The organism is Polaromonas sp. CG_9.11 (genome assembly GCF_015752225.1).
In the GTDB taxonomy this organism is placed as follows: Bacteria; Pseudomonadota; Gammaproteobacteria; order Burkholderiales; family Burkholderiaceae_C; genus Polaromonas.
Map to the genome: position 1 here is coordinate 1 of NZ_JADOVE010000034.1, position 20953 is coordinate 20953.

Annotated in this window: 12 protein-coding genes; 5 read left to right on the forward strand and 7 right to left on the reverse strand. The window is 56.1% G+C overall.

Annotation, left to right across the window (positions count from 1 at the left end):
* The first annotated feature begins 43 nt into the window (after positions 1-43).
* The 5 genes from IWX85_RS18800 to IWX85_RS18820 are packed head-to-tail and all read left to right on the forward strand — an operon-like array spanning position 44 to position 10859.
* Complete coding sequence (locus IWX85_RS18800) at positions 44-7360, forward strand: hypothetical protein (protein ID WP_196870788.1); 7317 nt, start codon at positions 44-46, stop codon at positions 7358-7360.
* Between the two features lie 32 nt (positions 7361-7392).
* Positions 7393-8871: a DUF1566 domain-containing protein gene (locus IWX85_RS18805; protein WP_231379986.1), complete on the forward strand. Its 1479-nt coding sequence runs from the start codon at positions 7393-7395 to the stop codon at positions 8869-8871.
* A gap of 6 nt (positions 8872-8877) precedes the next feature.
* Complete coding sequence (locus IWX85_RS18810) at positions 8878-9756, forward strand: phosphotransferase (RefSeq protein ID WP_196870790.1); 879 nt, start codon at positions 8878-8880, stop codon at positions 9754-9756.
* A 1-nt stretch (position 9757) separates the two neighbouring features.
* The gene (locus IWX85_RS18815) at positions 9758-10309 is read left to right on the forward strand and encodes a hypothetical protein (RefSeq protein WP_051984046.1); all 552 of its coding nucleotides are present in this window, start codon (positions 9758-9760) and stop codon (positions 10307-10309) included.
* The gene (locus IWX85_RS18820) at positions 10269-10859 is read left to right on the forward strand and encodes a 2OG-Fe(II) oxygenase (protein WP_196870791.1); all 591 of its coding nucleotides are present in this window, start codon (positions 10269-10271) and stop codon (positions 10857-10859) included. Before IWX85_RS18815 ends, IWX85_RS18820 begins: the two co-directional genes overlap by 41 nt.
* A 15-nt stretch (positions 10860-10874) precedes the next feature.
* On the opposite strand, the gene IWX85_RS18825 is transcribed toward IWX85_RS18820, so the two are convergent.
* The 7 genes from IWX85_RS18825 to IWX85_RS20620 all read right to left on the reverse strand — a co-directional run bounded on the left by IWX85_RS18825 (position 10875) and on the right by IWX85_RS20620 (position 20837).
* Positions 10875-12857, reverse strand: coding sequence for a hypothetical protein (locus IWX85_RS18825; protein WP_081932359.1), 1983 nt, complete (start codon positions 12855-12857; stop codon positions 10875-10877).
* Positions 12858-12866: 9 nt separating this feature from the next.
* The gene (locus IWX85_RS18830) at positions 12867-15020 is read right to left on the reverse strand and encodes a hypothetical protein (RefSeq protein WP_196870792.1); all 2154 of its coding nucleotides are present in this window, start codon (positions 15018-15020) and stop codon (positions 12867-12869) included.
* Positions 15021-15041: 21 nt separating this feature from the next.
* Complete coding sequence (locus IWX85_RS21035; protein ID WP_196870793.1) at positions 15042-16910, reverse strand: efflux RND transporter periplasmic adaptor subunit; 1869 nt, start codon at positions 16908-16910, stop codon at positions 15042-15044.
* Between the two features lie 35 nt (positions 16911-16945).
* On the reverse strand, positions 16946-17812 hold the full coding sequence (locus IWX85_RS18840) for an efflux RND transporter periplasmic adaptor subunit (protein WP_081932357.1): 867 nt from the start codon (positions 17810-17812) through the stop codon (positions 16946-16948).
* Positions 17813-17821: 9 nt separating this feature from the next.
* On the reverse strand, positions 17822-19429 hold the full coding sequence (locus IWX85_RS18845) for a TolC family protein (protein ID WP_196870794.1): 1608 nt from the start codon (positions 19427-19429) through the stop codon (positions 17822-17824).
* A gap of 138 nt (positions 19430-19567) precedes the next feature.
* A complete protein-coding gene (locus IWX85_RS18850; protein ID WP_196870795.1) occupies positions 19568-20284 on the reverse strand; it encodes a SapC family protein in 717 nt (238 codons plus the stop codon).
* A 184-nt stretch (positions 20285-20468) separates the two neighbouring features.
* Positions 20469-20837 (reverse strand): hypothetical protein, encoded by a 369-nt coding sequence (locus tag IWX85_RS20620; protein ID WP_231379988.1) that lies wholly within the window; start codon positions 20835-20837, stop codon positions 20469-20471.
* Positions 20838-20953 lie beyond the last annotated feature (116 nt).

Genomic DNA, 20953 nt, shown 5'->3' on the forward strand with positions numbered 1-20953 from the left:
CAACGCGGGCGCGGGCGGTGTTTACCTCACGGAAACTGACGGCGTGACAATCGACAAGTTGACGATCGCCGTCAACCGGGTGGCCAGCGATGCCAGCGTGTCCACACCAACGGCTACACCTTCAGCCAGTGTCACCCAAGAGGATTTGCAAGCGACCGGGGCCGGATCGCTGGTGCTAGACGTGACGGCCGGAAACCTGGTGTTGAACGCGGGCACGTCGTCTACGGCGACAGTGTTGACCAATGACGGCAACGTGCGGCTCAACGCAGCCAATGGCAACCTGGCTGTCAATGCCGGCGTGCTGAGCACTGGGGCGGGCAATCTCACCCTACTCAGCAGCGGAACGCAGATTTACGCAGCCAATGGCGACCTAAGTGCATTGGGTGGTGGAACCATTGACGTGCAGGCCACGGGATCGGCAAGCACCATCGGCATGGACGCTGGCACGGTGTTCCAGACCCACGGCGGCAATATCCGTGTGATGGCAGGCACAACGCTCAACCCGGGCGGCACGATCACCCTGGGCGTACTCGATGCGCGGATGCAGAGCGATCGCACCGGCAACACCTTGACCAGCCAAGCCACGTGGGGCTCGGTCAGCATCGCCAGTACCGGCGGCAGCATCCTGGACAACAGCAACGATACCGCCACCAATGTGTTCGCCAAGGAGCTCAAGCTCAGCGCGACACCCACAGGTGCGAGCGCATTGGGTGCCAGTGGCAACCACATCGAAACCGAAGTAGTCCAATTCAGCGCCGCAGCAGGCATCGGTGGCTTCTATATGACCGATGCTACAGCCGTGACCATAGGGCAAACGGCCGCACTCACCGTACAGCGCGTGGGCTCCGACGGCAGCACGCTGACTGCCACCACTGACGCGGTTCAAAATGACCTGTCCAGCGCGGGCAACCTGATTTTGGTTGCAGCAGCAGGCGGTATCGATACCCTGGCTACCGGCAATGTCACCGCCAATGGCCAACTGCTCATCAGCGCAGTCGGCACCAGCAGCGACATCACCCTGGGCGCCAGTGTGACCAACACGGCCGGCCACACCAGTCTGGTCGCGGGCCGCTCCATCGTGCAAAACGCCAACATCATCGCGACGAGCCTCGGTAAAACCATTGAGCTTGACGCAACGACAGGCGCCGTCGCCATGGCGGACGGCACCAGCATCCAGACCAGTGCAGGCAACCTGCGCGTCAAAGCCAGCGGCGACATCACCGTCGGCCAACTCGACGCGCGGGATGCTGCAAACCGCAGCGACGGCTTGTTGGCCAACCAAACCAGCTGGGGCGCAATCAGCGTCCTCAGCACGGGCGGCAACATTCTGGACAACGCCACAGAAAGCGTGCCCGGCAATGTGGACTTCTATGCCAACGAACTGCGCCTGAGCGCCGCCGTTTCAGCCGGTGGCATCGGCCAAAGCAGCAACCACCTGGAAAGCGAAGTTGCCAAGTTCAGCGTCAATGTCGGCACCGGCGGCCTGTTCCTCACCGAGAGCAGCGCCATCACCGTAGGCCAGACGGCAGGCGTGGTGACCAACCGAGTCGCGACAAACGCCAGCACCACCAGCGCGGGCACCACCGATGCACTGCAATCTGACCTGATGAGCGCAGGCGCAGCGGTGCTTGTCACGCTCAATGGCAACCTCACCATCGACGAAGGCGATACCGATACCGACACCGGCACGCTGGGCGTGCAGGCGGCAGGCAACCTGTTCTTGCAAGCCGGTTCTGCCTTGGGCAACACCAGCAGCAACCTGATCCTGAACGCCGACGTGCTCAGCACCGGCGGACATATCAGCCTGAAGGCGAGCCAGGACATCGTGCAAAACGCGGATCTCACAACCAGCACCAGCGCCAGGACAATTGATCTGGTGGCTGCGCGCAACATCACGATGGCGCAAGACAACGTTAACACCACCGTGACGGTCACCAGCACCAACGGCGACATCAGCCTGTTGGCAACGGCGGGCAACATCACCCTGGAGACCCTGAATGCAGGCAGCGGCTTTATCAGGCTGACAGCCGGTTTGAACATCGTTGACGGAGACGCCGCCGGCGACGTGGAAGTTGACATCACCGCTGCCGGCCTGATGGTCCTGGCAACAGGCACCACGGGCGCCATAGGCACCGGCGCCAACCACCTGGAAATCACGGTGGGCACGCTTAGTGCCAACGCGGGTTCGGGCGGAATCTACCTGTCAGAAACCGACGCCCTCAGCGTTGACACGGTGAATGTGTTGGTCAAGCGCGTGGACAGCACCGCCAACACCGCAGACCAGGCCACAAGCCAGGCCGACCTGAACACCCGCAACAACGGCAACATCGTGCTGGTCGCCAAGGCGGGCAGCATCACCCTGAACGATGGCACGGTGACGGTTGGCACAGCCAGCACCGCTGTGACGGCCAACGGCAGTGGCAGTGTGTTGCTGGATGCGCAAGGCGCCAGCTCGGACGTCGTCATCAACGCCAACGTGGTCAGCGACACGGGGCACCTGACGATCAAGGCCGGACATGACATCAACGTCGGCTTGGGCGGAGCAGCGGTCAGCGTGGCCACGGCTACGGGCGGAACGATCGACCTGCAGACGACCACCGGGGCCATCACCATGCTGGGCTCCAGCAACGTCACGGCGACCGGTTCATCGCTGCGTCTGGCGGCCGCAACCGGCGTGTCCCTGGGCAACCTGATGGCGACCAACGTCTCCGTCACAGCCGGCAGTGGTGCCATCGCCAATGCCAGCGGCAGCACCAAAAACGTCAGTGCCATGAATTTGCGCCTGCAAGCAGGTTTGGGTGTGGGCACGGGCGCACGCCACATCAGCACGGCCGTGGACAACGTCACCGTCCTGTCAACTGGCAGCGTCGCAAGCGCCGGCATTTACCTGACTGAAGACAATGCCATCACCGTCACGGCGGTGAGTGTGAGCGTGAGTGAGTTCACCGCCACGGCTGGCACCAATGTTGTCACCGACGCAGCCCAGGCTGACCTGGTCACGGGCAACAACGGCAGCATTGTGCTGAGCACCGCTGCAGGGTCCATCACGCTGAACGATGGCAATGCAAATGGCGCAGCGGTTAGTGCCAACGGCAGCGGCAATATCCTGTTGCAAGCGGCTGGCAACGCCAGTGACATCACCGTCAACGCGGACATCACCAGCGCCACCGGCAGCATCAGCGTGCTGGGCGGACACAGCGTCATGTTCTCAGCGCAGGCCGACATCCGCAGCCAGGGGGCAGGCAGCACCGGCAGCATCGACGTCGTCGCCGGCAACGGCGCGGTCACGCAGGCCGACAACAGCCTGCTGGGCAGCACCAGCGGCGACATCCGGGTGTTGGCGGGCACCACCATCACGGTGGGCGACATCAGCACTTTGGGCAACGTCAGCCTCACGGCGACGACGGGCAGCATTCTGGATGCCGACGTGGTCACCGTAACCAACGACAGCAACCTCAACATCACCGCCTCGGGCCTGCGCCTGAACGCCGGCATGGGTGTGGGTCAAAGCATCAACCACCTGGAGACCACAGTGGCCACGGTGAGTGCACGCGCCACCTCGGGCGGCATCTACCTGCTCGAGAGCGACGGCGCCACGGTGGGCGATGTGCGTGTCACCGTCAACCGCGTGAAGACCGACGGCAGCGTCACGGGCTCGACCCAGAGCGATGCAGCGCAGTCCGACCTGATCACCACCGCGGGCAACGGCAACATCGTGCTCACCAGCACAAGCGGCGCCATCACCCTGAACGACGGCACCGCCAGCGCGGACAACAGCGCCATCAGCGCCTTTGGCAGCGGCAACATCCTGGTGCAGACCCTGGATGCGGCCGGCAACATCACCGTGAATGCCAGCGTGAACAGCGCAGGCGGCCATATGAGCCTGAACGCCGGCCGGAACATGGTGCAAAACGCCAACATCAGCACCACCGGCAGCGGCACCATCGACGTGCGCGCCGGGGACTCGATCAGCATGGCCGACGGCGCGGTCAGCACCACGGGCAGCGGCAACATCCGTTACGCGGCCACGACCACGATGACACTGGGGGCGATCAGCACCGGCGCCAACGTCAGCCTGAGCGCATCGAGCATCACCGACAGCGGCAGCACGGAGACCGACGTCACCGCCAACGAGCTGTTCATCCTCACCACCGGCACGGCAGCGGGCCAAGGCGCAGGCGAACGCAGCAACCACCTTGAACTCAATGTGGGCAAGTTGGCGGCCAGCGTGGTGGGCACCGGCGGGCTGTACCTCACGGAGGCCAACGATCTGGTGATCGGTCTACTTGACGCCATCAATGTCAATCTGGTTGGCACCGATGGAGCCACCACGCAAGCTGGCGACAGCGCGCAAAGCAAGCTGAGCAGTGCGGGCAACCTGATTCTGGTGACCACGACAGGCAGCCTGCAGACCCTGGCCACAGGCGGGGCCATTAGCGCAGCGGGCAACCTGCTGGTGCAAGCGGGCGGCGCCAGCAGCGACATCACCCTGGGTGCCAGCGTGGGCAACACGGCCGGCCACACCAGCGTGAACGCCGGGCGCTCCATCGTGCAAAACGCCAACATCACCGCCACTGGCGCATCAAAGACTATCGAATTGATAGCTGGTGGCGCAATCACCATGGGCGCCGGAGCCAAAATTGGCTCGAATAGTGGCAACGTGCTGCTCAACGCCGGAACAGACGTGACGGTCGAGGCCATCACGGCAGGCACCGCCAACGTCGCCATCACAGCACAAGCAGGCAACATCATTGACTTGGACACCGCTGGCGACGCCTTGGTGGACATCAGCGCCAATGGCCTGATCCTCAAGGCGGGCAACGGCATTGGAAGCGGGCTCAACCACCTGGAGACCAGCGTCACGACCGTGACGGCCAGCGCCGGGGCAGGGGGCATTTACCTGAGCGAAAGCAACGGCTTGACGGTGGACACCGTCAGCGTTGACGTGCAGCGGGTGAACAGTCTGGCGGACAGCAGCACCCACCCGGTGCCGGGCGTCAGTCAGTCGGACCTCACCACCACCGCTGGCAATGGCGACATTGTGCTGATCGCCAAGGCCGGCAGTATCACCCTGAACGACGGGGCGGCAGGTATCGCCGGCAATTCCGTCACGGCCAACGGCCGTGGAACCATCCTTGTCAATGCACAAGGCACTGGTTCCGATGTGGTGGTACAGGCCAAGGTGCAAAGCACTTCAGGCAATATCACCATCACCGCGAGCGGAACGGTGACGCCGGGTGTCGTGCAAACACTGGGCAATGTGGTGACGACTGGCGGCAGCGCAGTGTTTACCATCGACATCGACGGCAAGGGGCAGAACATTGACGTGCTGGCGAACCAAGTTGACATCTCGGCAGGATTGACCAGCATCGGTGCGAGTTTGAACTTTGCCCCGCTTGCTGCAGCAACACCGGTTGCCATCGTGATTGGCGGTGCAGACCCGCTCACGGCACTGCACCTGAGCCTTGATGAAATCAACCTGATCCAGAACGGCTTTGCCCAAATCAATTTTGGTAACGGGCAGGCCAACCAGTCGATCGTGGTGCAAGCTCAAACCACGCTGGGCGTGGCCAGCCCCGTGATCTTCAAGGATCCGCTGTTTCTCGACCTGTCTGGTGCCTCCAGCACCTTGAGCGTGTCAGGGCAGTTGCAGGGTAACGCCATGACGGTGCAGGGAACCCTGGCCAACTCGACCACCACCTTGACAGCGGCAGACATCAGCATGGCTGGCAACGTGACGGTCAATGGCTTGATCCAGGTCGGCAGTGGCAACTCGGTCATCACTGCGGGCAACAGCAGTCTGGATGCTGTAATCGGCAATCTGCTGATCACGGGCAACATCGTGGGCATGGGGGGCGCGAACGAGACCTTGAGCCTGTTTGCCGAGAAAGACATCACTGTCAGCGGCACCATTTCAGGCATTGACGGGCTGAACGTCACGGCGGCCGGTAACGTCACGTTCAATGACACCCTGGCCGTGACAGGCAATGTGGTCATTGACGCAACCGGGATTGTTACTTTCCACAAAGCCCTGACGCTGTCCACTGGCGGCACCCTGACCATTCGCGGCGCAACCAGCGTCGTGTTTGAGACCGGTGCGACCGCCACCGTCGTTGACGGCAACATCACAATCGACGCGCAATCCCTGGCCTTGAAGGGCGGTGCAGATTCCCTGTCTTCCCATGGCGGTGTGCTGGCCATCACTTCTGCCACAGGCAGCAGCAACATCATGGTGGGTGCGGACGTGGGGCCGGCAGGGATGGTGGGTTCATTGAACCTCACGACCCGTGAAATTCTGGCGATTGGCAGCGGCTTCTCCATGCTGGTCATTGGCAAGGCGAATACTGGCGCCATCACTTTGGCGAGCAACAGCGATTTCACGTCGGTGGCGAACACCACCGCCATCGACATGCGCGGCGCCAGCATCACGGTGGAGGCGGGTGGCACGGTCAAGATGCCTGGCGCGATCACGATGACCGCCAGTGGCGCCATCACATTGAACTCTGGCATGAGCACTGCCATCGCCAGCAATCTTGCGCTGGTCAGCACGGGCGGCAACGTCACCATGGCTGCCAGCACGTTGTTGAGCAGCAGCGGCGGCGATGTGCAGGTCAAGGCGGGCGATGGGCGCACGGTGGCTATCTCCACGATTGACACCCGTTCGGCTGATCAGTCGCAACTCGGCATCGTTGACCTTCAGGCGGGCAGCGGAACCATCACGGATGCCAACAACGACAGTGCCGTGAACGTTTACGCCAAAGCGTTGAACTTCTATGGCTATGGACCCGACAGCGCAGCCGCTGGCAATGTGATCGAGGTGCAGGCACAGGTAGTTCGGGTGGCCGCACCGCAGGGCTCGGTGCTGCGACACGCCGACTTGCTTGGGTTCACCCACTTCAACGTCATCAACGCGGGCAAGTTGTATGAGCAGATTGTGGTGGTTAGCGATGTGACCCGGGTCACAGAAGACCCGAACACCTTGCTGACAAAAGACGATGCAACCCTTATTGCTGCTGGTTTGCCAGCAACAAGCAGCTTGCTGCACTCCTCGCCGTCGCAAGTCTCCGGCGTGTTCGGTTTTTCGTCGTCATCGCAACAGCGGTCGGCTGGCAATATGACAGTCATCAACTATTTGTCTGCGCCAATCGTTTACAGTGAATTGAACGATGACATCTATTTGCCATTGACGAACGACACCATGAATGACGATGTTTTATTGTCTGACTCCAGCTATGGCATCGCCGCTCGTTTGCAACAGTCCTATGTTTTGGGCTCGCCAGGTGAGCAGCCTCTGATCAGCGGACTGTCAACCTTTAGCCAGGGCAACTACGACTATTCGGTCAATACCCTGACTCTCTAATGCATAGGCACACCATGAAAGCGATACGCACCATGAACCCACTTATTTCACATGGCAAGCGCCACCTGCGCCACACCAGCCTGGCTTTGGCCAGTGCCCTGCTTGTGGCCTGCGGTTCTGGCGGTGGGGGTGCTGACGCCCCTGAGGCGGTGGTGACAGCCGTGGCAGATACCCAACTTTTGGAGGGCAACGCAGGAACGACCACTCAATTGGAGTTCGTCATAACCTTGAACAAGCCTGTTGTAAAAAGTCTGGGCGTGGACTTCCGCACCGACAGCACTGCAAAAGTGGGCGTTACGCCTATCAGCACCGGTTCGGCAACGGGCGGTTCAGCTTGCACTGTAGCAGGCACCGACTTTGTGGCCGTGACCAGCGGCCGGGTCACCATCCCGGCCGGATCTGCCGCAGGCAAACTGACCGTGACCGTTTGCGGCGACGACAAGTTTGAACCCAATGAGACGTTGAAAGTGGTGTGGACTTCCGCCGGGGCTGCGGGGGGAAGTGCCGTGGCAACCATTGTGAACGACGATGCCGGCGGATTGAACGGAACCGGTGCGACATCTCTACTGGGCCGTGTTGCCGCGTTTGGGCGCGACGCCAATCCCCTGACCAACAGCGATACAGACGGGCCGCTGGGCTTTGCTTTTGTGAAGAAAACAGGATGCACCGATGACAAGGTGACCGGCTTGACCTGGCAAAGACCTGATCCAATGGCAACTGGAAATTACGCTTCCCTTGACGCGTATGTTGCGTCAGTAAATTCAGCGGCACCCTGCACCCGCACTGACTGGCGTGTTCCGACCGTGGATGAGCTGTTGTCATTGATGAATGCCAGCAGCACCAACGGCAACGCGCCCAACGCAGACCGCACCGGCGCCGTAGATGCCATGACCGACAAGTATTGGACCAGTGAGTCGGTTGCCACTGCCTCCTCCAATGCCTGGACGGTAGATGCAGCCAACGGTGGTGCAGTCTCGTTTGTGATAAAAACCGACCCCCATAAGGTTCGTCTGGTTCGGGGTGGTTCAAACGCCTTGGTCTGCAATAACTCGGATTCAAGATTCACCAACTTCCTCGACGGAACAGTAGAAGACACTAAAACGGGACTGATGTGGAAGCAGTGTCCAGAAGGCGGCTCGGGTTTAACCTGCGGGAGCACTGCGTCCTCATTTGCTTCGGAGGCTGCGATAGTTGCCCAGCTCTACGCGGCCAACGCAAACGCTTCCGCCAGCGGACTGGGCTACACCGATTGGCGCATTCCCACCAGAAACGAGTTGGCATCGCTGGTAGGCCGAGCCTGCACCGGAAATAGGAATTTGGCAGCCCCTGCATCCATCTTTCCCTATAACGGAGGAGTGCTGAATTTGAATTTCGTAACTGCCACGCTTGATGCAAATGCGCTTGTGGCGCCTAACCAACGAGTCTGGTCTATCAATTTCCCAGAGGGAGGCCTCGGGCAGACGTTAATTACTACGCCTATGCACCTCCGCCTGGTCCGCGCAGGACAATAGCATCCCGTGATTTATTCCCCTGAAAAGTCAGGAGCGGAAAACGCTGAGTCTTCCGCCATGCTGGAGGAAATCCACAACCACCTGGTCTATGTGCTGAGCGAGCGGCTAGGTTGGCACACCATTGAGCGGCCAGAAATCTCGGTCGGTGGGGGGCACGTCGTGATCCGGTTTGGCAAAAATGGTCGTCGCATGGTGTTCAGAGTGCCTAAACACAGCGCGCAGCAACTCAAGCGCACCATGCTGGCCTACAGGCATGTCGGGTCGTTGGGTTTCATGCCTGAAAAGATCTATCACGATGGCAAATGCATTATCGAAAGCCATGTGGAGGGTTTGCCGATCGGTCCACAGGCGTCAGGTGAAGTAATTGTTGGCCTGGCTGGCAAACTTTCGTTGATGCATGCCATACCGGCGGAGCGCTATGGACCATTGGACTTTGACTGCCAGGGCAGCCACTTGGACCCGGGCGCCTATTACCGGGGCCAGCCCGCCATATCGGTTGATCGCTCGGAATCGGATTTGTCACCGGATGAGTCCAGCACGTTGAATATGGCACTGGTGCAAGCGGCAGACGTGCCCCCTGGTTTGCAGACGGCCAAAACCTATATTGGCCATGGTGAGCTATGGCGAAAAAATATTTTGGTCCAGCAGCATGACTTCAAGATTATTGACTGGGACCGGATTGGCGCTTACCCGATCGAACAAGATCTGGCAGTTCTGATTGATGCTGACTGGTCTGCTGCCCAACGGGCACTGTTTTTTGAAAACTATACCCGCCCGGTCAATTTTGACTGGCTGAAGTGGTTTGCCCGGCGCAGAATTTTGCTTGACAAAGAGTTGCGCCTGCAAAAGAAAATTCAAAAAATTAAAGAAATTGATCTGATTTGAGATGAACTTCGCGTTGGAATCAAACAACTATTTGTACTTGCCATCGTTCATATCGGCGGAACGTGCCAGCGCACTGGATCAAGGGCTTGCGCTTCACCATGCCTCACACGCCATGGCGCCAGATCGGCTGGTTCCTGGAGCGCCAGCGGTGTACAACCATTTGCCTTTTGTGCGCTTGCTGGTGGAGAAAATACCGGTGGTGGAGTCATTTTGCGAAGAGTCCGTGCTGCCCACCTACACGTATGCCCGCATTTACGGGCATGGTGAATCCCTGCCCGCGCATGAAGACAGGGATGCTTGCGAGCTCAGCCTCACGCTGAACCTGAATGCTGATCAGGTGTGGCCTATTTGGCTTAAAACCCCCGAGGGTGCTTCGGTGCGTGTTCTCTTGAAACAGGGCGATGCCATGATGTATTTGGGGTGTAAAACAACCCATTGGCGTGAGCCTTTCGAGGGTGTCCGATGTAGTCAGGTTTTTTTGCACTACGTGTTTTCTTATGGAACTAGAGCCCATGCCTACTTTGACAAACAACGCGCTGGACAAAAATATTGAAAACTATATTGTTGTTTTTGAAAATGTTTTAACCGATGCGTTTTGTGATGGCGTGCTGGCGGAATTCAGCCACGCCGATGAATGGAACTCAGCGCTTGTAGGGACGCAAGCTACTGTGGATCGAAACATCCGAAATGCCGACGCAATTTCCTTGTCGACACCTTCTGTGGTGCAAAAGAACCCCAAGTGCCGAGAAATAATAGAAGAAACCTTTTACCGCGCCTGCGGCGGTATTCTGCGTCGATACCAGACAACTTTTCCTTTTTGCCGTGTTGTTGAAGGCATGGGGTTTGAGTTGTTGCGGTACAGCGCCGGTGGCTACTACAAGACCCACACCGATTCCTTCAAGAAAGTACCACGGGCCCTGGCCTGTTCGTTTGCACTCAACGACGATTTCGCAGGCGGCGACTGGTCATTTTTTTGTGGCGACAAGAAGATCAGACCCCCCAAAGGTTCGGTGGTGGTTTTTCCATCCAATTTCCTGTTTCCCCACGAGATTACCGAGGTCATCAGCGGGACCCGATATTCGGTCGTTACCTGGATGATTTGACGGCGTAAAGGGATGCTAGTTTTTCGAGAATCCGAGTTGTTCCCGGATTTGTTTTTGCAAAAATGCCAAGTGGCTACGCTGTTTGCTGGAAAGATCGCTGGCGTGCTTTTGTGCCAGCCACTGCATGAGTTTGATTTTTGCGGACATGTGCAGCCTGTCAGGCATGAGCGCCGCCAAAGGTTTGAACCATGACGGTGTGAACTTGGCAATCAGCTCTTCTTCCAGGGACACGTAGGCTTGGGCGCTGCCCTTTGCTCCCTGCCTGCCCGCGCGACCAAACAGCTGCCAGTCGATGCGGGAAGACTCATGGGCTTCGAACATCAGTACTTGCAGTCCACCTGCCGACTCTACTTCTGGCGAAATCTTGATGTCCGTTCCCCGGCCTGCCATGTTGGTTGCCACGGTAACGCAGCCAAATTCGCCGGCTTCTTCAACGATGCGTGCTTCGAATTCGTGTTCCTTCGCGTTAAGCACGGTGCAATGGATGCCTTTGCCGCGCAAAATTCCTGCTATTTCTTCACTGTCAAGTATTCGCCGGGTACCTACCAGGACGGGAAGCTTAAGTCTGTTGAAGGCTTCTACTTGCGCTATAAAACCCGCAAGCTTGTCATCACGCGTACGGTATGTCCGTTTGGGGAAAATGTGCAATTGGCTGGTCGTGCGTGGTGGAATTCTAAGAATAAACAGGCCAAATGTTTTCCAGAGTTCCATATCCAGTCCATGCAGTGTCCCGCTGGCACCACTGAGCCGGTGGTAGTTTCGAAAGAACTCTTGAAACGTCATGCGAGCAGATATTTTTGTGAGAGGCGTCAAGTCGACGCCAACACGCGCTTCTATCGATTGATGAATGCCGTGGCTCCAAGAGCGTCCTGGCATGCTGCGACCCGTGCTTTCATCAACAATCACAACCAAACCGTCCTTGATGATGTAGTGCCGGTCCAACTGAAAAACATCACGGGCCATGATGGCGAGGTTGAAGATTTCTTCTCGTCGGGTTGGAACCTGCCAATAGCTGCTGAACGCGGTGGACAGGGCTTCAATGGTTCTTTTACCTTTTTCAGTAAAGTGAACCACGTTGCCCGCCTTGGCATACAGAACGTAATCAACCTCGGCTTTGAGCTGCTCGACCAGATGCCGGGCCAGTCGAACGGCGGTCATCATGTCGGCTTTGTCTTCTTCAGGGCTGGCGATGATGAGCGGGGTGGTGGCTTCATCGATCAGAATGCCGTCCGCCTCGTCAATGAGGACGGCGTAAAGTCCGCGCATCACGGGGTGCTTTTCTGCGCGGGAATTCTGCAGGTGCCAGAGTCTGCGGCGAACCGGGTCTCTGGCGCCCAGCAGCAGCAGATCGTCCCTGAGGTGGTCAGCCAAAAACTGCTTGGCCGTTGCATATACAACCGATTCACGGTAACAGGCCGCCAGCGCATGGGGCGGGGTCTCTCCTGTGATGGCGGAAACGGTCAGCCCGCATGCGCTGTATAGAGGCGACATTAATTCGCCATCGCGCGCGGCGAGGTAATCGTTGGAAGTGACGATGTGCAGTGGCTTGCCCGTCCACGCGATCAGCACCGCTGCAATCGCAACTGCCAATGTCTTTCCTTCGCCGGGAGCGAGTTGAATCAGGTAGCCTTCTGTCATGGCCAACGCGGCGAGCAGTTGCGGAAACGATGCGCGTTGCCCCTGGCTGAAACACGCCATGCGGGTGACCACTTCCAGTGCCTGGACTTTGGCGTTCAGTGTCACCTCGGATGCCCCGAACATTTGCAAGCTGTGCAATTGCTTGCGAGCGGCCCCGATTTCCTGTGGAGCCGGTGCCACAACCTCAGATACGGATTCAGGGAGGCGTGTATCCAGATCGCGTACAGCCTGCCAAAGCCAGCGGCTCCCGTGGCCGGTGCGGTGTTGGGCAAATTTCACCCATCCCTGCAAGCTGTACCAAGGCGTCAAGACGGCATTGCGAGGTGCATGCCACGAACTGGAGGGCTGCTGCTGGGTCATGGACAGAATCTAGAGTGCATAACGTTTCTGGACGAGCTGCTTGACCGCTCTAAACGCCTGCGCATAGAGCGGTCGTGGCGGAAGCTCAATGCGGAGCGTGCCTGTCAGTCCGTGCAAAACTGTACTGCCTTGAAGCTGGCTACCGGGTATGTCAGCCCGCAATATGAAGAAGCTCTCCTTGGCCTTGTCACCGCCCGGCTCGTTTTGATTGATCGCTACATCTCCTCCGCCCAGCCAGCCCAAAGCCACCGAAGGAAGGCGCTGACTTTGGTAGGGAATGATGGAAATCAGCGGCAAGGCCACGTTGATATCTGCTTGCCCTGTCAAGCGCAGTTCGCTTTTTAGAAATGATTGTTTGAAGAGAAAATCGGCTTGTTCCTGTGCAACGATGGCGACAAATCGAAAGCTGCGTCTGTCCACAATTTCGCCCAATGCAAAGCCACGTTGCAGCCACGACCCCTTGGATTCATGCAGATCCGGTGCGACCCACTCCCCGTCCTGTTCCGAGAGCACTTCCAATTGGCCAAGTTGATCTTGCAGGTCCTTGCCTCGAACCGATAAAGTGGTCAATTTTTGTTCAATGGCTTCCAGATCGCCATGCGATTTGTGCAGTGCTTGCCTGTATTGGACCTGCGCCTCGCTCTTTGCACTTTCAACCATGCTGATTTCAGACATCAAATCAGGATTTCCAAAGCTGGCGATGCGCTGACCCGGTTGAAGCTTATCGCCATGGCGCAGGTACAGGTCCTGTAGCTTTCCTTGGGTTTGGAGATACAACTTGCTGGAGTGGTTGGCTTCCAGAATTCCGTGGGTCCTTATTGAATCGGGAAAGGGTACAACGCAGGTCAGAACGACCAACCCTGCGCCTATAGCCGAAGTGGTGCCCACGGCGCGCCGCCGGTTGGCTTGAGTTGCGTTGCCGCTGACATGCTTGCCCAACTGATATAAAGGCAAGAGCAGCTTGCTGTACAAGGTCATGGCAAGTACCAAAACACCCAGTGGCAACCACTGATCCAGTAAAAACAAGCTGATACCTAGCGTCACGACCATGAGGTAGATGAAGCTAAGCAGTCCATACACCGTCAACCAGTACCACTCGCGGTCATCGGTGGCTTTGGTTTGAGCCGAAATAGTGCCCAGCACGTAGCGATTGCCAAAGTATTTCCATTGTTGCTGTGCCTTTTGATACAAGTTTGGTATGTCGGCGTAATCACTCAGCATGAAATAGGCATCAAACTTCAAAAGCGGATTGCCGTTGAATAAAACGCTTGATATCGATCCGATCAGCATGACGTTAAAGGCCAGGCTGTTGGTCAAGCCGGGCCCTGTGTTCGCCCAAATCAAGGCGCCGGCCGCTGCAAAAAAGAAATCGACTGCCATTCCGGCAAAGCTCGCATAAATCCTATGCCAGCGATTTGAAAACCCCCAACTGCTGGTTGCATCTACGTAGGGTAGCGGCGTTAGCAGCAGAAACATGACGCCACAGGTTCGAACTTCTCCCCCAAACCGCTTGCAGACAAAGGCATGTCCGGTTTCGTGGAACAGCTTCAATAGGCCCATGCACACATACAGCCAAGGCAAGTTTCCAACCGCCAACACGCCTTGAGACTGATCCAGCAGAGCCCCACGGTTTTCGAAGGCGGTAAAAAGACCCATCATCATCACAGGCAACCAAACGGCAAAAGCACCCCAGCCGGTCGAAAGCCTTATGAGTGGCTGGATGCGATTGAGCCAGGCGTTCGGGTTCCATAGTGGAATCCTGATGAAAAGGAAAGATGCAAACTTTCCCATCAACTCCTTGTTTTTCTGCGCCTTGTACCGTTTGACGATGGCCTCGTTGTCCGACTCCTGCAAGGAATAAAGCAGATTCGATAGGTGCAGTTGCGAGAGGATTTGAATGACCTCTTCCTGACTGGGTGCATCTTCCGGGTGGAGGTTGACAAACTCTTCCCAAACTTCTTCAACCGTTTTGGAGGTTTTCAAGCTCCGAATGAAATTGCAGGCTTGTGCAGACGCACGAAAATACCGCTGTGTGTAGGTGTCTTGCAGTACATGCCATGTCTGACCACGAAAGCTCTGCTCTTTGACTTCCACACTGGGCAGCAGAGCCACACGCAAGCCTGACACCCTGAACCATGAATCACTGAATATGGTGGAGCCCATGTCAAGCCCGTTGTTTTGAAGCTACCACCAAAGCAGAAGTCGCAAGTTGTCCACGATACGGTGTGTCAGTATCCATGCGATGTTCTTGTCCCCCGCATCAAGGCGGGCCAGCCCTGTCATTCCGGGGCGCCACCAAGCTTGAGGTGCATCCAGCAATTCGGCTGTGATCATGAATTGATTTCCCTCTTGCCCCTTGACTTGTGCTACGGGAATAACCGAGTTAACGCGAATGGGAATGTTATGGTCTGCATGACTCAACAGCGCAACTTCACCCGTTGCACCAGGCTTGACATAGCGCATTTGCCGCTCTGTAACCATCAACGTGACGTACAAACCTTCAATTTTTGCAAGTTTGAATAGCTTGTCGCCCTTTTTAACGGGTGCTCCCAGCATGTCTTTTCTTTCACCTTCAACGATAACTCCCTCAAACGGGGCTCGACTATTGGCATTTTGCAGGTAACTTTCCATGCGTTGAGCTTTGGCGAGGGATTGGTCGAGCCGGGCTTGCGCAATTTCGGTGTCTGCCAAGCGTCCCTCTGCGCGGTTTTTATTAACTTCAGTTTCCGCCTTGCTTATTTCGGCGGTCAACTCGCTTTGTTGTTGCTCCAGTTCCCGTGTGTCCAAGGACACCAGTAAGACATCTTTTTTCACAAGGTCACCAGCGGTGGCATAAACTTTATCGATTCGCCCGTCAAACTGTGCACTTATCAAGCGCGTCGAGTCGGTGTTGAGTTGCGCACTCGCATCCACGCGGAATTTCCAACTGCCAAATGCGGCATACAGCAACAGTCCAACAGCAATCACAGTCACCAATTTCAGTATGGCGTGTTCGGGTCCAAACACATGCTCCGACAGCGCGTGCGATTGAAGCCTTAATCGCGGTACCAAGCCAAGTGAGCGCATTCTCAGGTCAGACAGCCTGGGCTGAATCAGTTCAAGGGAAAGCTGAAGATGACTCAAATTTTGTTCAGATGCGGTTCCAGATGGAAACGCGAGCAATAGTACGGCGTGCGTGATGCCTTGGGCATCTTGAACGGGAATCACAAGCACCCGGTCTACCCCCATTTCCTGGGCGAAATCCGCCAAACCCTGGTCGTTTAGTGCATTGCCATAAGTCGACGGCCACCAAACTTCATGCCCCTGGATGACAGCCGTGGCAAGTGCAGATTCGATCAGGTGGGTTTGCTGGGAATTGCGCTCGAATCGGTCCAAGTGGCTGATCGCCACGACCTGCGTTTGTGCACCGTCAACCCAACCCAGGCTGGCATGGATCAGTTTCCACTCAGCGCTAAGGCCATTTACCAATGTCAAACAAGCCGACTCGAAACTCTGTTGTTGCATGACCTGCGCCGCCAGCCCAAGCATGCCGGTCAGATCGGTAGGCGCTGCTGAAGCACCGGTATTGTGTAAGGATTGCTCGAAATCGATGGACAGAAGGGCACGCAGCGTCAACTCATTGAGTTGTGCGCGTTCCTGGGTCTTGATGTTCAAAATCAGAAAACACGAAGACACACCCTGCAACGCGACCACCAGCACCAGCCATGGTTGCCCATCAGGTGACTGGGCTGGTGCCTGGGAATACCCGTTAACGGTTGCCTTGGCCATCAGGTCCAGACCCGGCGGCATGGTTTCCAGCGGCGACCAGGTGGGCAGCGCAGAGGATCTCCCCAGCATTTCCACGCGCTCGGATGCGGTGATTTGGCGAATCACAGCGGAGTGGCTCGCTTTGCAAAGTTGCCGCATCAGGCTGCAGTAACGGTCCCAGTCCACTTCAGACAGCAAAACTTTGCGGACCAGATGCAGCTGTTCTATGAGCGTCTGTGCGTCTAGCACGCCATCTGTTGCCGCGCGGGAGGCTTCAGAAATTGAGCGTAATTGGGTTGTACTCACCGAAATGGGCCCTGTTGTCTGGTCAGTGGGAGCAACTAGTTTTGCTGGACATTTGTCTTGACCTCAATGCTGCCTTTGATGCCCGGCTTGACGCTCAGCTGTGCGTTGGGAAAGGTCACCTTGATCTCCACCAGCCCACTGGCAGGGTCAGCAACCGGTGATATGAAAGTGATCCGCCCCATGGTCTGTGCAACGGCGCTACCTGACTCCATCTGAATGCTTTGGGCTGCGCCGACTCTAAGTCCGACGGCGTCCTTGTGTGGAACAGCGACATGAAGCTCTGCGGTTGTGGCGTCCACCAACAAAATGATGGGCTCGCCTGGCTTGGCCCACTCTCCTACCTGTGGAATGACCTTGGTGACAATGCCACTGATTGGCGCCGCAATATGGCGCTGTAAACGCTCTCTTTCAGCAGACTCATATTCCAGCATTTCACGTTTTTTTTGCGCAATCAGTTGTTCCAGACGACCTTTGGTGGCCACGTATTCAGCTTCCAGACGCAACAATTCATCTTTGCTAATGGAACCTGTTTCTTTGAAGACCGCCTTTGAAGCCGCCAGAAGCTTTCCCAAAATAGCGGTGCGTTCGCGTGATGCTTCGAGTTCACTTTGGTCTTCGTAAATGGCTTTGCGCCTTTTACTCTCAATGGTTTGAAGCCGGTCATCGAGCAGCAGCAAAACCTGACCCATTTTGACCTGTTGCCCCGGTGTCACCAACCGCTGCATCACCAATCCTGCTACCCCGGCACTGAGGGTGATGTCATGCAATGGATACACCAGCCCGGAAAATGTTTTGGCTTGCGCACCCAGGCCAGCAAGCAGTAAGACCAAACCCAGCCACCTCACGAAAAGCACCCGCCGACACGTTGCTTGCCTGTCTGAATCATCTGAAATAAAGGTCATAAAAGTTCTTCAGTGTGCAGAAGTGCTCGCATTGTCAATGTTTATGCCGTTATCAACCAGCAGGCTACCCCGTGTGTATTGCCACATGGTCACTGCCACTTCGTATCGGACCTGGTTTTCCAGCATTCTTTGGTTGGATTCGATGAAATCCGCCTGTTTCTGAAGCAAATTGGTAAAGGATCCAGATCCGATCTGAACCCTTTGTCGCTCGTTGTCAAAAATTTTCTGCCGCAGTTTGGTTTCTTTTTTGCTGAGTTCCAGAACATCAGATGAGTTTTGGAGATCGCCCAAACGAACGACCACATCGTTTGCGAAAGAATTTTGAATTGCCTGAAGTTCCACCTCGGCTTGTGTCAGGCGTGTGGTCTGCGCAAAAAGCTGCTGTTGCGCTTTTTGGTTCCCTCCTAAAGGGATTTCAACATTGAGACCGACATACCAGTCAGGGTAAGTGTTGCCCGTAGCGAACTTACGCGCGTCCTGATGCTTGTTGCTGAACCCGGTGCCGCTATAGCTCATGACAAAATCAACCGACGGGAGGACTTGGTTCTGCGCGAAGTCAAGGCGCGCCTGCGCCTGCTGATGTCGGAGCAGGGCGATTTGGTAAGGCGACCATAAGCGCAATACCTCATCGATTGGCGGGGCTGCAAGTGCCATCACCGGTTCATTCTCACGAAGTTGAGGTGAAATACCCACGGGCGTGTCGTTGTTCCATACGATGTTGATGGCCGTGGTCAGCTTCGTCTGCGCTTCGCGAAACGCCTGCTGGCTGCGCGCCAGTTCCGCTTCGCGATTGAGCACCACACTTTGTAATTCCAATATGGCACTGGGGGGCACTTTGCCAGCAGAAATCCGGGCGTTGGCATCTGCCATCAGTGATTCACTGGTGGTCACTGCTGATTTGCGCAGTTTGACGGTCTCTTGTGCCCGGTACAACTGCCAGTAAAGGTTTAAACCTTCGATGCTGGTTTTCAGGGTTTGTTGAGTCAGTTGTTGCAAAGATACCTGGTGTTCAAGTTCTGCAACTCGGCGATCCGTTTCGGTAATGGCTCGCCCGGCATTTCGAAACAAGGGCTGCTTTAGTGTTACGTTGAGCAGACTTGTGTATTCGGTGTCGGGAGCGGACGCATTTATTTGGGAAGTTTGGGGAATAAGGTTGTTGGCCTTTCCGGAGGCCTTGTAGCTTACCGATACCTCAGCGCCAGTGGGCAGTTTGCTGCGAATGCCCAATTCATCATTACGTACTTTCTCATCAAGAACGGCTGTTCCCAGCGCATAAGTACTTTGAAGGCGTTCGTCAGGAGTTCTTTGCCGGTTACGGCCTTCTTTCCGAATCCCAAGGAAAAATACGGGCTCGTAGAGCGCTGCTTCTCCTTCGCGCAGGTAACGGTTGACATCGGTGTTGAGTTTGCTGAATTGCACATCGAGATTGCGGGCCACCAGCAATCGCAGGAAAACGTCCGGGCTCAATGCCGCCAAATTCGAAATCTGTCCTGCCTGCACCTGATTGGGCGCGACTGTTTCTCGTTGCACCTGCCTTTCCAAGCCTTCAGTGGCATGTGAATCCAGAACTATGCTACCCAAGAGCGCCAATATTGCCGATTGCAATTGTGATTTCACACACTTAAACATCGTTTTTCTTTATGCAGGACCTGGTCGTTAGGGCGCGAAGAACTGAGAGCGTATTCAAGAATAGGTGTGCACAAATGAATAAAGCGGTGACACCGCATGGCAGTGCCACCGCTTCGCAAAACTGCGTTATGAAGCAGTTTGTTTTTCGTCCTGCAGCTTCACCAGCCGTTCGGTTTGTGCAAGTGAAATCAGGTGAGCGTAAATAGGGGCCAGATAGCTCTTGTTCTTAAATTCCAGAAAGCGCTCGTCAGACAGGTTGTTCAGGCGCTCTTCGTTGACCACATAGCAGCCTGAAACGTTTTTGACCTTGTCGTTATCCCGCACCCGCATGTTCAATGGTGTGAACATGTTGTGTTCAGCTAAGAACTTGCACAAGTTGTGGGTCAGTGCGTCCATTTGCTGCAATTCAGCGAGGTAGCGTTTAACGTTTTCAATGACTTGCGTGGGCTCGCCTGCCTCGTCAAACAGGGCTGCGCCTTCGGTATCGCTTACCAGTGAGCTGGCTTCGTCTAGGCAAACGACATATTGACCATCTTGACCACTTGGAGTCAGTGCAAAGGGGTAGCGACGAATAATGGCCGGGACATAAGAAGCTTGCCATTTGCCATCCGCATCGACAAATAGATTTTCCCCGGCGCTCAACCCCATCAAGGCAACAGGGCGAAACTCGTCTTTTTCTTTGTCTTCCAAAAAGACGATGGGAAAAATGGATGCGGCACGGGCAAATTCATGCATCGTCACATAAGCAATATGAAACTTGGATGCGAATTCAAAGCTCGAAATGTCTTTGATTTTTTTGCCAGCGTGGTGCTCTTTGTTAACCGGGACAACTTGTTGAAACACGCACATACTCCTGATAAAGGGGGGAATAAAACGATTGCTGAAATTTACACCATAAAATGTAATTATTTGCAACGTTTGTGGAAATCTATTCTATATTAAGAATTTGATTGCGTTGATTTATCTTGGTGATGACGTAGTTCCGACTTGCCGCATTGGTGTTGATTTTCTCTGAGATGTAACGCAATCACCTGAAACACAAACCACATGAATCACCTGGAGTGATGCCAAGATAGTTACCCTTGCTTGACAGCAATGAAGAAAAGCTGTTCATTTCGGCATGATCAATAAAAACGGCATTCTTTGCAAGTTGACCAAGGCCCATTACCTCTGGACAAATGGTCAAGCCAAGTGGAGCATCCATACCATCAAGAAAGCCACGACCAAGGTTTTTAGCTGCCCGGCTCTGGACAACCTGAAAGCGTATGTGCTCGCTTTCAGGGACGCCTTTATTTTTGCCAAACATCTCAAGGCGCTGAGATGGAAAACTCTTTACCAAAGCATCGTTGATGGCTGGCAGAAAAACCCGGCTGTATTCGAATCTGATCCCCGTCACCTCATACTGTGATCATACGAACTAGTGTCGCGTCATGCTGTAGTTGTCGGGTAAAGCCTTTTGCGCTTGGTGCGGGCATCCTTGGTCGTGAACTGCCAGTTGACTTTGGCCTGAAG